The organism is Pantoea sp. B550 (assembly GCF_024158165.1).
Lineage (GTDB): Bacteria > Pseudomonadota > Gammaproteobacteria > Enterobacterales > Enterobacteriaceae > Pantoea > Pantoea alfalfae.
The window spans coordinates 174,363-187,497 of record NZ_JAMYXI010000003.1; the positions used below are offsets into that span (position 1 = coordinate 174,363).

Here is a 13,135-nt window from a genome sequence, read left to right on the forward strand (position 1 = left end):
CATAAAAAAACCGGACGCGATGTCCGGTTTTTTTATCGCTTATTGCCGAGGTCGTCTGGCAGGTTCTTCTGCATACTGTGCCAGATTTCGCCGCTGCGGCGGCCATAGTTGCGCACCACCTCTACAATCTCATCCTGTCCTGGCTCTTTGTCGCACAGCGCCAGAAGTGTCAGATAGAAATCACGCGCAACCTGACGCGCTTCCGCACTGGAAAAGTAGTGACGACCTACACGGGTATAGAGGCCTTTCAGGCCATTGAGGATCAGACCGTAAATCGGATTACCTGATGCAAATGCCAGACCGCGGAACACCCGATAGTCGAGTTCGGTATAGGCATCCGCCTGATCGGCCGCGGCACTTACCGTCTCCAGCACTTCACGCGCCTTGTCCGGATGATGGCGCAGCGCACGGCTGATAAAAATTGATGAAATATTGCTGCGGACTGACAGCAGGTTGTCAATCAGCACCGGCACACTGTCGTGATCAAGGCGGGCAAGCGTCTCCAGAATATTCAGGCCAGATGTCTCCCAGAAATCATTCACGCGCGTCGGTTTGCCGTGCTGAATCGTCAGCCAGCCGTCACGTGCCAGGCGCTGCAGCACTTCACGCAATGTAGTGCGTGTCACCCCAATCAATTCAGAAAGCTCACGCTCAGCAGGAAGAATCGATCCGGGCGGAAAGCGACTGTTCCAGATGCTTTCAATAATATACTCTTCAGCAAATCCCGCTGGACTCTGAGCCTTTATAACCATAGCAATGTGTTCTCGTTGCTTTTCTAATCATGATGGGGACTCATCATACCAGACGCCCTATAGCGGATATAGCCTGCGTAACCATTAAAACCGGGCGCGGGCGCATATTTCAGACTGGCTGGCGACGAGTGCAACTGTTATAAGGCGACGGCCGGGTGCACGTTTTTCTGCGCGGGAACATTCAGTCTCAAAAACCAGCAGAAAAACATCCTGAAAGTACAGCATGCTGGTACCGGATGGCCTGCGCTTGCCGTTTCGCTTCCTGTCGATCGCAGCCGGGTATTCTTAACGTCCCCACCTTCAAGCTGTTTACTGAGCAGGCAAAACCCTGAGGGCCTCCGCTTATCCTCATGTAACCTGCTCTGGATCAGAATCAGGTCATGTTTGCACACGATTTTTCCCTGTCCCTGGCTGGTTTGCCCGCGCTTTTGGTTTACACTGCGTGGCATTAACGTTTACAGGGAATGCAATATGTTGCGATATCTGAATCAATGTTCTCGTGGTCGGGGAGCCTGGTTATTACTGGCACTGACAGCGCTTGCACTGGAATTAACGGCACTCTTCTTTCAGCACGTGATGGGACTAAAGCCCTGCGTGATGTGTATTTATGAACGTAATGCGCTGTTTGGTGTACTGGGCGCGGGTCTGGTGGGTGCGATTGCACCGAAATCACCGCTGCGTCTGGGCGCTCTGGCGTTATGGATCTACAGTGCCTGGGAGGGTCTGCGTCTCTCTTATGAACACACGATGATTCAGCTGCATCCAAACCCGTTTACGACCTGTGATTTTGCCGCCCGTTTCCCCAGCGGATTACCGCTGGATAAGTGGCTGCCGTCGGTGTTTCTGGCCAGCGGTGACTGCGCAGAACGTAGCTGGACTTTCCTGACGCTCAGCATGCCGCAGTGGATGATAGGGGTATTTGCCGGTTATCTGCTGGTCGCAGTGCTGGTACTGATTGCCCAGCCTTTCAAACCTAAGCGTCGCGATCTCTTTAGTCGCTGACACGAAACGTTGCTGAGATCAAAAAAGGCTGCCAGTGGCAGCCTTTTTACGTTTCAGATGAGGCAGTGGCGCTTAGCCGTTGCGATCGGGACGATCAATAATGTGATCTTCCCAGTCCCGCACTTCACTCTCCCGCACTGCAATATAACGCACCGAAATTCGCTGCGCATGCATCGCGGTTTTCGAACCAGCCCGCAGCGGATGCCAGACCGGCAATCCTTTGCCCTCGCCCAGCAACCGGTAGGCGCAGGTGCGCGGCAGCCAGTTGAAGGTGGTCAGATTTTCGCGCGTAAGCTTGATGCAATCCTCTTCTAATTCGAAGCGGCGTTCATAGTTACGGCACTGGCAGGTTTTAATATTGAGCTGATTGCAGGCGACGTTGGTAAAGTAAATCTCATCCGTGTCAGCGTCCTGCAACTTGTTAAGGCAACACTGGCCACAACCATCACACAAGGATTCCCATTCCTCATCGCTCATTTGTGCCAGGCGTTTTTGTTGCCAGAAAGGGGTGTCAGTCATGATGATTTGTCCGGGTTGTGCCTGAAACGCACCTTATAAAGCCTATGCTGCGGTGATGCAAGTTTTTAGAGTACGCGCGTGCTGATGCCGTGACCCGCCAGCGACACGTCCAGCTTGTCACCCGAGCGCATCGGCCCCACACCCTCAGGTGTCCCGGTCAGAATGACATCGCCTGCACGCAACGTAAAATAGTGGCTCATATGTGCAATCAGCGGCAGAATTTTGTGAATCATATCGGCTGTGTTGCCGTGCTGACGCACTTCTCCGTTTACCACCAGCTTAAGCTCGACATTCTGTGGATCATCACTGAATTCGGCTACCGGGATGAAACCGGAGATGGGACAGGCGTTATCAAAGCCTTTGGATTTTTCCCATGGCTGGCCCGCTTTTTTCAACCCGGACTGCAGGTCACGCAGCGTCAGATCCAGCGCCACGCCATAGCCTGCAATCGCCTTAGCCACGTGTTCTTCACTCGCCTGCTTCAGCGTCGCACCTATCAGCACCGCCAGTTCTACTTCGTGATGAACTTCGCCAAAGGCGTCGGGAATAGAGAGCGGCTGGCGCAAATCACATAGCGCTGTTTCCGGTTTGATAAAGATTACCGGCTCGGTTGGGGTCGCACTGCCCATCTCTTTAATGTGTTTTGCATAATTACTGCCGACGCAAACCACTTTGCTGACCGGAAAATCTAACAGAGCGCCTTGCCAGTTATGATGCTGATACATGCTCATCCCCTGTTCAGGTTAGGTGTTGTGCCAGCGCGGCTGGCGGGTTGATGTTTGCTGATGCGTTGATCGAAATGCCAGCAACAGAGCGTGATAATAAGATCCTTTTAACCATCCGGGGTGCGGAATTTGTCAAAAAGCGTAAACGATGCCCCTGGCGTGCTGAATAATCGTACAAATAAGGTGTGAAAATGTGGACTGGGTATTTAAACAGGGGTAAACAGATAAGCTGCGCCGTTAATTTTGCGCAGCTTCAGAGCAATATTAACCCTGCAGTATCGCACCGACAGGATTTATATTTACAGAAGAATCCGAGTTAAACTTTTTTATCGGCCTCCAAATGAATTTTTAGCAGACTTTCAATCGGCGGTGGAAGCTGTAAATAATAACCCTGCTCGCTCAATCCCTGCTTAACTTTATTGATATCTGCGTTAGCCAGCCTGTCGCGGTCCGCCAGCTTCAGCACCATCGCCAGTTGCGGCTTGCCAAATCCTTTCAGCAATTCTTCCGGAACGCGCGAAAAATCGTCCTTTTTTTCAACATAGAGATAAGTCTGGTCACGTAACGGGCTTCTGTAGATCACACAAAACATATTTTTTACTCGAATTAACCGGCGTTGAGGCTTGTCTGAATATAGCTGTAACTATAACATGCTTGCAGAACTTCGAATATTCACCGTTAGCGCTTCAGCGATGATTTTATCATCGCTGGGTTAACGGTAGTGAAAACAGGACTGAGTCGGGACAGATGTCGCAAACGCCAATCGAATTCAAAGGTAGCAGTTTCACCCTGTCTGTCGTCCATTTGCATCACCATGACCCTGTGGTGATTCGCAAGGCACTCCAGGACAAGATTGACCAGGCTCCCGATTTCCTGAAAAACGCCCCGGTGGTGCTAAACGTCGCCACATTGAGTGCCGATGTTAACTGGAAACAGCTGCAGCAGGCCATTCTTGCTACCGGTTTACGCATTGTCGGCGTAAGCGGCTGCAAAGATGATGCTTTGAAACGCATGATCGCCCGTGCAGGGCTGCCGGTACTGGCAGAAGGCAAAGAGTCCAGACCGCGCGCCGAGACACAGCAGCCGGCCCCCATTCCTGAACCACAGCCGGTTGTAACCGAGACGGCAGCAGCGAAAACCCGCATCGTGAACACGCCGGTGCGCTCAGGCCAGCAGATTTATGCGCGTGACGCCGACTTAATCATCACAAGCAGCGTCAGTGCCGGTGCCGAACTGGTCGCCGATGGCAACATTCATATTTACGGCATGATGCGCGGTCGCGCTCTGGCAGGTGCCAGCGGCGATCGCAACTGCCAGATTTTCTGTACTAACCTGGCTGCCGAGCTGGTCTCGATTGCCGGAGAGTACTGGATCATGGATCAGATCCCGCAAGAATTTTTTGGTAAAGCCGCGCGCCTGTGCCTGCAGGATGGCGCGCTGACTATCCAGACACTTAATTAGGCCCCTTTTCTTTTGTTAAGGAAATCAACATTTATGGCACGCATTATTGTAGTTACATCCGGTAAAGGGGGCGTTGGTAAGACCACGTCAAGCGCGGCCATCGCCACCGGTTTAGCGCAGAAAGGCAAAAAGACGGTCGTTATCGACTTTGATATCGGTCTGCGTAACCTGGATTTGATCATGGGCTGTGAACGCCGTGTGGTCTACGACTTCGTTAACGTTATCCAGGGCGATGCCACGCTGAACCAGGCGCTGATTCGCGACAAACGCACTGAGCAGCTCTACATTCTGCCTGCATCGCAGACCCGCGATAAAGATGCGCTGACCCGTGAAGGTGTTGAGAAAGTCCTGAACGATCTGGCCGCAATGGAGTTTGACTTCATCGTCTGTGACTCACCGGCAGGGATTGAAACGGGCGCACTGATGGCACTTTACTTTGCGGACGAAGCAATCATCACCACTAACCCGGAAGTCTCTTCTGTCCGCGACTCCGACCGTATCCTCGGCATCATCTCATCGAAATCCCGCCGCGCTGAAAACAGTCAGGACCCGGTTAAGGAGCATCTGCTGCTGACCCGCTACAACCCTGGCCGGGTAAACCGTGGCGATATGCTGAGCATGGAAGATGTGCTGGAAATTCTGCGCATTCCTCTGGTCGGTGTGATCCCTGAAGATCAATCGGTGTTACGTGCCTCTAACCAGGGTGAGCCGGTGATTCTTGACGGCGAATCTGATGCTGGCAAAGCCTATGCCGATACCGTTGAACGGTTACTCGGTGAAGTACGCCCCTTCCGCTTTATCGAAGAAGAGAAGAAGGGTTTCCTGAAACGCCTGTTCGGGGGATAAACCATGGCATTACTTGATTTCTTTTTATCCCGGAAGAAGAACACTGCCAACATAGCCAAGGAACGGCTGCAGATTATCGTGGCAGAACGGAGAAGGGGCGACAGTGAGCCCCACTATCTTCCGCAACTTAAGCGCGACATTCTGGAAGTGATTTGCAGATATGTGAAGATCGATCCGGAAATGGTCACGGTACAGCTCGATCAGAAAGGTGATGACATCTCGATTCTGGAGCTGAACGTCACGCTGCCAGAAACGGATGAAGTGACTAAATGACGCTGACCGTTTCCTGAATTTCCCCTGCGCAGTGGCAGGGGAAGTTTAACCGGTTAACAACCCGCAAGAATCTCCTCAATGCCGGGTTTCAGCAGTTCGCCCCGCCATCCGGTGAGTAATTCCGGCTGACGTCCCTGTGGCTTCAGGCCCCAGTGCTGACTTAATACCTGATTAATCTGACGTCGTGACGCCAGTAACTCCTGACTGAATCCGCTCTGCTCACTGACCTGCTGCACCAGCGCCTTCATCGCCTTAAACACCTGCTTATAGTGCGGATGGTCGATCAGATTGCCCAGCGGTGCCGGCAGTTCATTCTCGTCAAGCGCCTCCGCTTCGGCCACCAGCGCCACCAGCGTTTTGCCGTGGAAACGGATTTCGTGGCCTGACAGCCCCAGATGATCCAGCTCCCCCAGAGAGCCAGGCATAAAGCGCGCCACTTTCCACAGATGCTCTTCGCGCACCACAAAATTCACCGCCATATCTTTTTCACGCGCCAGTTTCAGACGCCAGGCCGCCAGCCGCTGCAGTGCCGCCAGCTGACGCGGACGCAGTTGCCAGGCATTGGTGATATCCCGCCAGGCTTCATCCGGTGCCACGCTGTCGAGACGGCGCTGACAGAGGTTATCGCACTCACTGAGTGCCGCCGCCATGTTGCCAGCCTCTTCCGTGTTGATCATCAACTGACGGGCAATCGGCAGCAGATAGTGAACGTCCGCCGCCGCATACTCGCACTGACGCTGGGTCAGAGGGCGCGCCAGCCAGTCGGTACGGGATTCACTTTTATCCAGCTCGACCTGGGTAAAATGCGCCACCATGGAAGCAAAGCCCCAGGAAAGTGGCTGGCCGGAGAAGGCTGCCAGAATCTGAGTGTCAATCATAGGCGTCGGCAGCACGCCGAAACGGTGCAGGAAGACTTCCAGATCTTCCCCTCCGGCATGCAGAAATTTAGTCACGCGGGTGTCGGTCAGCAGCGCAATAAAGGGTGACCAGTCACGGATATTCAGCGGGTCAATCAGCACCAGCTGGTGATCGTCGAACAGCTGGATCAGGCCAAGCTGAGGGTAGTAGGTGCGGGTGCGGACAAATTCGGTGTCCAGTGCCACCGCTGTATGCTGGCGGGCTTTCTGACACACGTCAGCCAGTTGTTCATCCTGGTCGATAAGGGAATAATTCACGTCTGATTTCCACCGCAGCCAACAACGCGCGGCGCTCCATGTTAAAAACAATAAAAACGCCGGACATGCCGGCGTTCAACCTCAATTCTTATACAGATTCAGTTCGCGCCGGGCTTCGCCTCGTCGCGCAGCTCACGTCGCAGGATCTTTCCGACGTTGGTTTTCGGTAACTCATCACGAAACTCAATGATTTTTGGCACCTTGTACCCGGTCAGCTGGCGGCGACAGTGATCGAGCACCTCTTCTTTGGTCAGCGACGCCTCTTTTTTCACGATGCAGACTTTTACTGCTTCGCCTGACAGGTCGCTGGGCACGCCAATTGCCGCGGCTTCACGCACTTTCGGGTGCTGCATCAGTACATCTTCGATCTCATTCGGATAGACATTAAAACCGGAGACCAGAATCATATCTTTTTTGCGGTCAACGATGCGAATGAACCCTTCCTGGTCAACGGTAACAATATCACCGCTGTGGAGCCAGCCATTTTTCAGCACTTCCGCTGTTGCTTCCGGATGCTGCCAATAGCCCAGCATCACCTGCGGACCGCTGATACAGAGCTCGCCCGGCTCCCCCGGCACTACTTCGTTTCCGGCATCATCGAGAATGCGTACGTCGGTCGAAGGAACCGGCAGGCCGATACTGCCCGTATGGCAGCTGATGTCATACGGATTGACGGATACCAGCGGCGAACATTCGGTCAGGCCGTAGCCTTCCAGCAGATAGTGTCCGGTGAGCTTTTCCCAGCGCTCAGCCACCACTTTCTGCACTGCCATTCCGCCACCCGCAGAGAGACGCAGCGTTGAAAAATCGAGTTTATTGAACTGCTCATCGTTCAGCAGCGCATTAAACAGCGTGTTCACGCCGGTAATCGCGGTAAACGGAACTTTACCCAGCTCTTTAACGAAGCCGGGAATATCGCGGGGATTAGTGATTAACAGATTCTGACCGCCCAGCTCCAGGAACAGCAGGCCATTCACGGTTAAAGCGAAGATGTGGTAAAGCGGCAGCGCGGTGACAACAAATTCTTTTCCGTCACGCAGTACCTTACCGTATGTCGCACGGGTCTGCTCCAGATTCGCCTGCATGTTGCGATGGGTCAGCATTGCCCCTTTCGCCACGCCGGTGGTGCCGCCGGTGTATTGCAGGAAGGCAAGATCGTCATTCGAGACAGTCGGTCGCTGATAATTGAGCGTGGCACCCACTTCCAGCACCTGACGAAACGAAATGGCGCCGGGTAAATGGTATTTGGGCACCAGCTTCTTCACATACTTGACGACAAAATTAACCAGTGTGGCTTTTATCGGTGCCAGCTGATCGCCCATCCGGGTCAGGATGACATGCCGCACAGCGGTTTCAGCCACCACTTTTTCCAGGGTATGCGCAAAATTTGAGACAATAACGATGGCGCTGGCACCACTGTCATTGAGCTGATGCTTCAGCTCACGCGGCGTGTAGAGCGGATTCACATTGACCACGACCATACCGGCACGCAGTACACCAAACAGGGCCACCGGATACTGCAGTAAGTTAGGCATCATCAGCGCCACCCGATCACCTGCTTTCAGGCCCAGCTGATGCTGGAGATAAGCAGCAAAGGCACGGCTCTTCTCTTCCAGCTGACGGTAACTCATCTTCTGACCCATGTTCAGAAATGCGGGTTGATCGGCGTAGCGTTTTACTGCCTGCTCAAAAAGATCCACCAGCGAGGTGTAACGATCTGCACTTATTTCGGCAGGTACATCTGCCGGGTAGCGTTTCAGCCAAACCTTATTCAAGGATCCACCCCGATAATTATGTTGTATTTCCATCGCTGCCTCAGCCAATCTGGTTTGTTAACAATATTTTAACTGATTGTACCAGTTTGCCTGTTTCGGCATGTTGAGGTTGCGAAGTGCATCACTAAATTTCGTGCCGGGAAAACAGGCCAATAAAAAGCCCGGTAGCGAGCGCCGCGACCGGGCTGGATAAATCATGTTTACACTTATTCGGTCAGGATGGTCTGCACCTCTGAGGGTCCGGTGTTGACCATTCCCCAGTAGGGATTAGGTCCCCAGTATCCGCCGCGATGACGGGTCGGACCATACCAGATCCAGGGATCCATTGGCTGTGGCGGTGCGGTTACCTGCTGGGCAATGCGCCAGCGCTGATAACCGCGCACATCAATGACCACAAATTTGTAATCGGCCTCACCAATTTTACCCTGCTCCGTGCCCTTCAGCGTACCCAGCACGGTAACGTACTGGTTTCTGACATCCACCGGATCAACAAAGCCGTGAATGTCTGCATAAATCCGGCCAACCGAGGCCGCCCCCAGACGCGGTCTGGCGCTCTCATCCAGCGGTTGTGCCGCAATCTCAAGCCGGGTTTTGCCGTTCAGGTTAGTGACATTCACTACCTTGCCGCCAAAGCGCGATTCCTGCCCGACAAAGAGCGAAGGATCGCTCATCACCCGCAACAGATCCTGCTGTGGCTGAGGTGAGCTGCCCTGCAGTGTGTCAGGAATGGAGACACAACCGGTTAACGCCAGCACACAGGTCAGCAGCAGACCTGAAAGCCCTTTACCACACATTGACGACATAGACGTTCTCCCGTTAGGTAAAGCGTTAGACTGGATGCATAACAATAAGTTGCGTGTATTTTACCGGCCAGGTAATTTTTTCCAGGCGACTTCATTACGCAGATACGTCGGCTCCGCCGTCTCCGGCAGCAACGTATTCCCCTGCGCCAGCGCAAGCATCGCCAGTGGCAGCATATCCTGTGCGGCAGGCAAAGTAACGTCGCTGGTGTTCAGGGTCAGATCGTGTCCCTGCTGCAGGGCAGGATAGGCCTGCCAGCCGGTGCCGGCGGTCATCCAGTCGCCAGAGAGCGCCTGCATCCGGGTGAGTGCTGCCTCAGGGGACAGCACGCATTCGCTGGCTTCACCCTGCCAGACACCCTGCTCATCACGCTGATATTCGGCCCAGTAAACCTCGCCCATTCGCGCATCGATAGCGGTTAACACCCGGGTTGCACCGTGCAGACGCCAGGCCCCTTCCGCCAGCATCGCCAGGGTGGAAACGGCGATCATCGGCAGTGATGCGCCCAGTGCCAGGCCCTGAGCAATACCAATACCGATCCGCACGCCGGTAAAACTGCCAGGACCCCGGCCAAAGGCGAGCGCGTCCAGTTCGGTCAGTTCCAATTGCTGCGCCAGCAGCAGTTCCTCGACCAGCGGCAGAATACGCTGCGTATGATCGCGCGGAGCAATCTCGAATCGGGCATCAATCTGTTGCTGATTCAGCAAGGCGGCTGAACAGGCTTCTGTCGCCGTATCCAGCGCTAAAATTCGGGCTGACATGACTACCTCAGAAGAAAGAAAACGGCGCGCATCTTAGCATAAAATTACGCGTCTGGTTCGGGTTGCTGGCGGATAAAGGCGATGGCCTGAGCAATGTCGCGGGTGCGCGGCGTCGGCGGCAGGCTGTTAAGAAACAGTGCGCCATAAGGCCGTGAGACCAGACGCTGATCGCAAATGACCAGCACACCACGATCGTCCGTATCACGGATCAGACGGCCTACACCCTGCTTCAGGGTAATCACCGCATCCGGCAACTGCACATCCGCAAAGGGATCGCCGCCGCGAATCCGGCAATCTTCCATTCGGGCTTTTAGCAGCGGATCTTCCGGTGAGGTGAACGGTAGTTTGTCGATGATCACCAGGGACAGCGCATCACCCCGCACATCCACGCCTTCCCAGAAGCTGCTGGTCGCCACCAGCAGAGCATTACCCTTCTCGATAAACTGCTTCAGTAACTGACCTTTGCTGGTTTCACCCTGCACCAGCACCGGCAGTGTCATCGAGGCGCGAAACTCTGCGGCCAGCTCTCGCATCATCAGATGCGAAGTACAGAGGAAGAAACAGCGGCCTTTATTCGCATCGATCAACGGTTTCATCATTGCGGCCAGCTGGCGCGCGCCACCGGGACGGTTAGGTTCCGGGAGATTGCGTGGTACACAGAGCAAAGCCTGCTTCGCAAAGTCAAACGGACTGTTCAGGATCAGGCTCTTTGCCGCATTGACACCCAGCCGTTCGGCAAAGTGGGCCATTTTCTCATCTACCGCCAGGGTGGCCGAGGTGAAAATCCATGCGGCCTTGCGGTTATCCATCACCTCACGGAAGCGTTCCGCTACCGAGAGCGGCGTGAGCGCCAGGATAAAGTGGCGGGAAGTGCATTCATACCAGTAGCTGTAGCCCGGCTCGTTAATCGCCCGTAACCGTTTTAACCGGGTACGGTAGAGCGCGGCGCGCTCAAAGGCGGCATCCAGCAGAGCTGAGCGACCCAGCGAGAGTTTGATGACGTCATAGCAGAGCTCCAGTGCATCATCCAGCAGGGTGAACATACGCAGAATCTGATTATCGCTCAGCAGCTCGCGCAGATTTCCGCGATAGCCGGGATCGCCCAGTGACAGGCGGAAATCCTGCGCGCATTGCGCCAGGCGGTCAGCGGATTTCTGCAGCTGCTGGGCATCGCGAACTTCGGTGCGGTAGGCGGTAATGATATCTTTGGCGAGATCGAGTAACTGACGGCTGGAAAGCTGTTGACCAAAATACTGACTGGCGATGTCAGGCAACTGATGAGCTTCGTCGAAGATCATCACATCCGCTTCGGGAATAAGTTCGCCGAAGCCGCCCTCTTTCACCACCAGGTCGGCAAGAAAGAGATGGTGGTTAACGACGACCACATCGGCGTCCATGGCGCGCTTACGCGCTTTGACCACGAAGCACTCTTTATAGCGCGGGCAGTCGGTGCCGAGGCAGTTATCGTTGGTGCTGGTCACCAGCGGCCAGACCGGACTGTCTTCGGTGACGCCCGCACAGCTGCTGATGTCGCCATCTTCCGTCTGCGATGACCAGCTGCGTAGCGTCACCAGATCGGTCAGCCCCTGCGCGGTGAGATCGCCGCCCGCCATCGATTGCTGTTCCATGCGTTCCAGGCAAAGGTAGTTGGAGCGCCCTTTCAGCAAGGCCGTTTTACCTTTGAAATCCAGCGCCTTGATCATCGTAGGCAGATCACGGCCATAGAGCTGATCCTGCAGCGCTTTGGATCCAGTGGAGACAATCACTTTTTTACCAGCCCGTAAAGCGGGTGCCAGGTAAGCATAGGTTTTACCGGTGCCGGTTCCGGCTTCGACCACCAGTTCACCCTGCTGTTTTACGGCTTCAGATACCGCCTGCGCCATCTCACGTTGTGCTTCACGCGGCTTAAAGCCTGCGATCGCCAGCGCCAGCGCGCCATCCACTGCAAAATCGTCTGCCACATACCCTCACTAAAAACGGCAAAAACACTGTAATTATGTCAGTATTGGATTAACAAAGCAAAATCGAAAAATATCAAAAACTTATAATTCTCATGCCGATACCAACACCCTCTTATATCAGCCCGATTTACAGCTGACAGGCACAGAAAAGGCGGCCCGAAGCCGCCTGAAAAAAAACCGTCGCGTTGCCGATATGCCTGATGACATATCAGTCAATTGCACAGGCAGAAGAAGCGTTAAAAACCGTTATTACTGCACAATCATCCGGCCATTAAGATGCTGCAGCGGACGATTATTGGTGGTTTTCAGTGCCTGTTTAAAGGCGTCGAGCTGCGCCTGAGAGAGCGTAACCGGCTCTTTCAGCACCAGCCAGCGAATACCTTCGCTGCAGGGTGGCGTCGTAAGTGAACCACTGAAGCGATAGTAGTGCAGGTCTCTGGGAAAGAGTGCGCGCAAATCTACCTGCCGGTTAATGTTTACCTGTTTGTTTTCCTCTTTCGGCATTGCGTCAATTAAGGGCACCAGTGCCGGATTCTCTTTACCAACCTTAAACATCACCGCGACCACGGCGAGATCGCCATCCTCTTTGCTGTGAACAAAGTGGGCTTCAAGCGGAAAAGTTTCTCAGTTAATCTGGTTTTCACTCGGTGTATGAAAATGATACTGACGCAGTGTGAATTTTTCACCATCCAGCACAAAGTCATCTTCCTCATCAACCGTTACCTGAATGGTGTGACCGTTGTTAATCACCTTCTCAGCGGATGTGTGGTAAGCCAGATCAAGTGGCTGTAAATGTCCCTCGATCGGATTTGTAATATTAATGGGCGACTGTGACTTGCCTTCGTGACACATATGGAAGTCGCTGGTCAGTTCACTCCAGTGCGCCGGACCGGCTTTGCCTTCATAGGTCCAGTGCGGCTCCGCGGCACCTGCTGCGCTGATAGACGAAATCGCTATAACCAGACTTAACATTTTTAGTTGTTTCATTTTATCCCTGCTTAATAAGCTAATGTGCGGCTGGAATACTATTCCTCTCAGCTTTGCGTCAGCAAGATGACAAAATGCGGTTAATTAAAACAGGAAT

At 53.9% G+C, this 13,135-nt stretch carries 13 protein-coding genes and 1 pseudogene; 4 read left to right on the forward strand and 10 right to left on the reverse strand.

Going from position 1 to position 13,135, the window contains the following annotated elements:
* Positions 1-32: 32 nt before the first annotated feature.
* Complete coding sequence (gene fadR / locus NIM72_RS03875; RefSeq protein ID WP_013358075.1) at positions 33-752, reverse strand: fatty acid metabolism transcriptional regulator FadR; 720 nt, start codon at positions 750-752, stop codon at positions 33-35.
* Positions 753-1,223: 471 nt separating this feature from the next.
* Between fadR and dsbB the strand changes: the two genes are divergently transcribed.
* Entirely contained in the window at positions 1,224-1,754 is a 531-nt protein-coding gene (dsbB, locus tag NIM72_RS03880) for a disulfide bond formation protein DsbB (protein ID WP_161734034.1), read from the forward strand.
* A gap of 72 nt (positions 1,755-1,826) precedes the next feature.
* Here the strand turns inward: dsbB and NIM72_RS03885 are convergent, their stop codons facing one another.
* The 3 genes from NIM72_RS03885 to NIM72_RS03895 all read right to left on the reverse strand — a co-directional run bounded on the left by NIM72_RS03885 (position 1,827) and on the right by NIM72_RS03895 (position 3,590).
* Positions 1,827-2,273, reverse strand: a complete 447-nt coding sequence (locus NIM72_RS03885) for a YcgN family cysteine cluster protein (protein WP_013358078.1) — start codon at positions 2,271-2,273, stop codon at positions 1,827-1,829.
* A gap of 65 nt (positions 2,274-2,338) precedes the next feature.
* On the reverse strand, positions 2,339-2,998 hold the full coding sequence (locus tag NIM72_RS03890) for a fumarylacetoacetate hydrolase family protein (RefSeq protein ID WP_222925393.1): 660 nt from the start codon (positions 2,996-2,998) through the stop codon (positions 2,339-2,341).
* Between the two features lie 316 nt (positions 2,999-3,314).
* Positions 3,315-3,590, reverse strand: a complete 276-nt coding sequence (locus tag NIM72_RS03895) for a YcgL domain-containing protein (protein ID WP_161734038.1) — start codon at positions 3,588-3,590, stop codon at positions 3,315-3,317.
* A gap of 155 nt (positions 3,591-3,745) precedes the next feature.
* Between NIM72_RS03895 and minC the strand changes: the two genes are divergently transcribed.
* From minC to minE, 3 genes are read left to right on the forward strand one after another with little or no spacing between them, the layout of a single operon-like run.
* On the forward strand, positions 3,746-4,459 hold the full coding sequence (gene minC, locus NIM72_RS03900) for a septum site-determining protein MinC (RefSeq protein ID WP_161734040.1): 714 nt from the start codon (positions 3,746-3,748) through the stop codon (positions 4,457-4,459).
* A 33-nt stretch (positions 4,460-4,492) separates the two neighbouring features.
* Entirely contained in the window at positions 4,493-5,305 is an 813-nt protein-coding gene (minD, locus tag NIM72_RS03905; protein ID WP_003852716.1) for a septum site-determining protein MinD, read from the forward strand.
* A gap of 3 nt (positions 5,306-5,308) precedes the next feature.
* Positions 5,309-5,578: a cell division topological specificity factor MinE gene (minE, locus tag NIM72_RS03910; protein ID WP_008925314.1), complete on the forward strand. Its 270-nt coding sequence runs from the start codon at positions 5,309-5,311 to the stop codon at positions 5,576-5,578.
* 53 nt (positions 5,579-5,631) lie between these two features.
* On the opposite strand, the gene rnd is transcribed toward minE, so the two are convergent.
* The 6 genes and pseudogenes from rnd to NIM72_RS03940 all read right to left on the reverse strand — a co-directional run bounded on the left by rnd (position 5,632) and on the right by NIM72_RS03940 (position 13,038).
* Complete coding sequence (rnd, locus tag NIM72_RS03915) at positions 5,632-6,753, reverse strand: ribonuclease D (RefSeq protein ID WP_161734042.1); 1,122 nt, start codon at positions 6,751-6,753, stop codon at positions 5,632-5,634.
* Between the two features lie 98 nt (positions 6,754-6,851).
* Positions 6,852-8,528 (reverse strand): long-chain-fatty-acid--CoA ligase FadD, encoded by a 1,677-nt coding sequence (fadD, locus tag NIM72_RS03920; protein WP_161734044.1) that lies wholly within the window; start codon positions 8,526-8,528, stop codon positions 6,852-6,854.
* A 206-nt stretch (positions 8,529-8,734) separates the two neighbouring features.
* Positions 8,735-9,331 carry a Slp family lipoprotein gene (locus NIM72_RS03925; protein ID WP_061062628.1) on the reverse strand — a complete coding sequence of 199 codons (597 nt, stop codon included), beginning with the start codon at positions 9,329-9,331 and terminating at the stop codon, positions 8,735-8,737.
* A 60-nt stretch (positions 9,332-9,391) separates the two neighbouring features.
* Positions 9,392-10,090, reverse strand: a complete 699-nt coding sequence (gene tsaB / locus NIM72_RS03930) for a tRNA (adenosine(37)-N6)-threonylcarbamoyltransferase complex dimerization subunit type 1 TsaB (protein WP_253418818.1) — start codon at positions 10,088-10,090, stop codon at positions 9,392-9,394.
* A gap of 44 nt (positions 10,091-10,134) precedes the next feature.
* Positions 10,135-12,051 carry an ATP-dependent DNA helicase gene (locus tag NIM72_RS03935; RefSeq protein WP_253418821.1) on the reverse strand — a complete coding sequence of 639 codons (1,917 nt, stop codon included), beginning with the start codon at positions 12,049-12,051 and terminating at the stop codon, positions 10,135-10,137.
* Between the two features lie 249 nt (positions 12,052-12,300).
* A pseudogene (locus NIM72_RS03940) lies at positions 12,301-13,038 on the reverse strand (carbonic anhydrase).
* Positions 13,039-13,135 lie beyond the last annotated feature (97 nt).

Coding starts and splice junctions, on each gene's coding strand:
- NIM72_RS03885 (WP_013358078.1), bottom strand. CDS start 2,273: ATGACTGACACCCCTTTCTGGCAACAAAAACGCCTGGCACAAATGAGC.
- minC (WP_161734040.1), top strand. CDS start 3,746: ATGTCGCAAACGCCAATCGAATTCAAAGGTAGCAGTTTCACCCTGTCT.
- NIM72_RS03895 (WP_161734038.1), bottom strand. CDS start 3,590: ATGTTTTGTGTGATCTACAGAAGCCCGTTACGTGACCAGACTTATCTC.
- tsaB (WP_253418818.1), bottom strand. CDS start 10,090: ATGTCAGCCCGAATTTTAGCGCTGGATACGGCGACAGAAGCCTGTTCA.
- dsbB (WP_161734034.1), top strand. CDS start 1,224: ATGTTGCGATATCTGAATCAATGTTCTCGTGGTCGGGGAGCCTGGTTA.
- minD (WP_003852716.1), top strand. CDS start 4,493: ATGGCACGCATTATTGTAGTTACATCCGGTAAAGGGGGCGTTGGTAAG.
- NIM72_RS03925 (WP_061062628.1), bottom strand. CDS start 9,331: ATGTCGTCAATGTGTGGTAAAGGGCTTTCAGGTCTGCTGCTGACCTGT.
- NIM72_RS03890 (WP_222925393.1), bottom strand. CDS start 2,998: ATGTATCAGCATCATAACTGGCAAGGCGCTCTGTTAGATTTTCCGGTC.
- minE (WP_008925314.1), top strand. CDS start 5,309: ATGGCATTACTTGATTTCTTTTTATCCCGGAAGAAGAACACTGCCAAC.
- fadR (WP_013358075.1), bottom strand. CDS start 752: ATGGTTATAAAGGCTCAGAGTCCAGCGGGATTTGCTGAAGAGTATATT.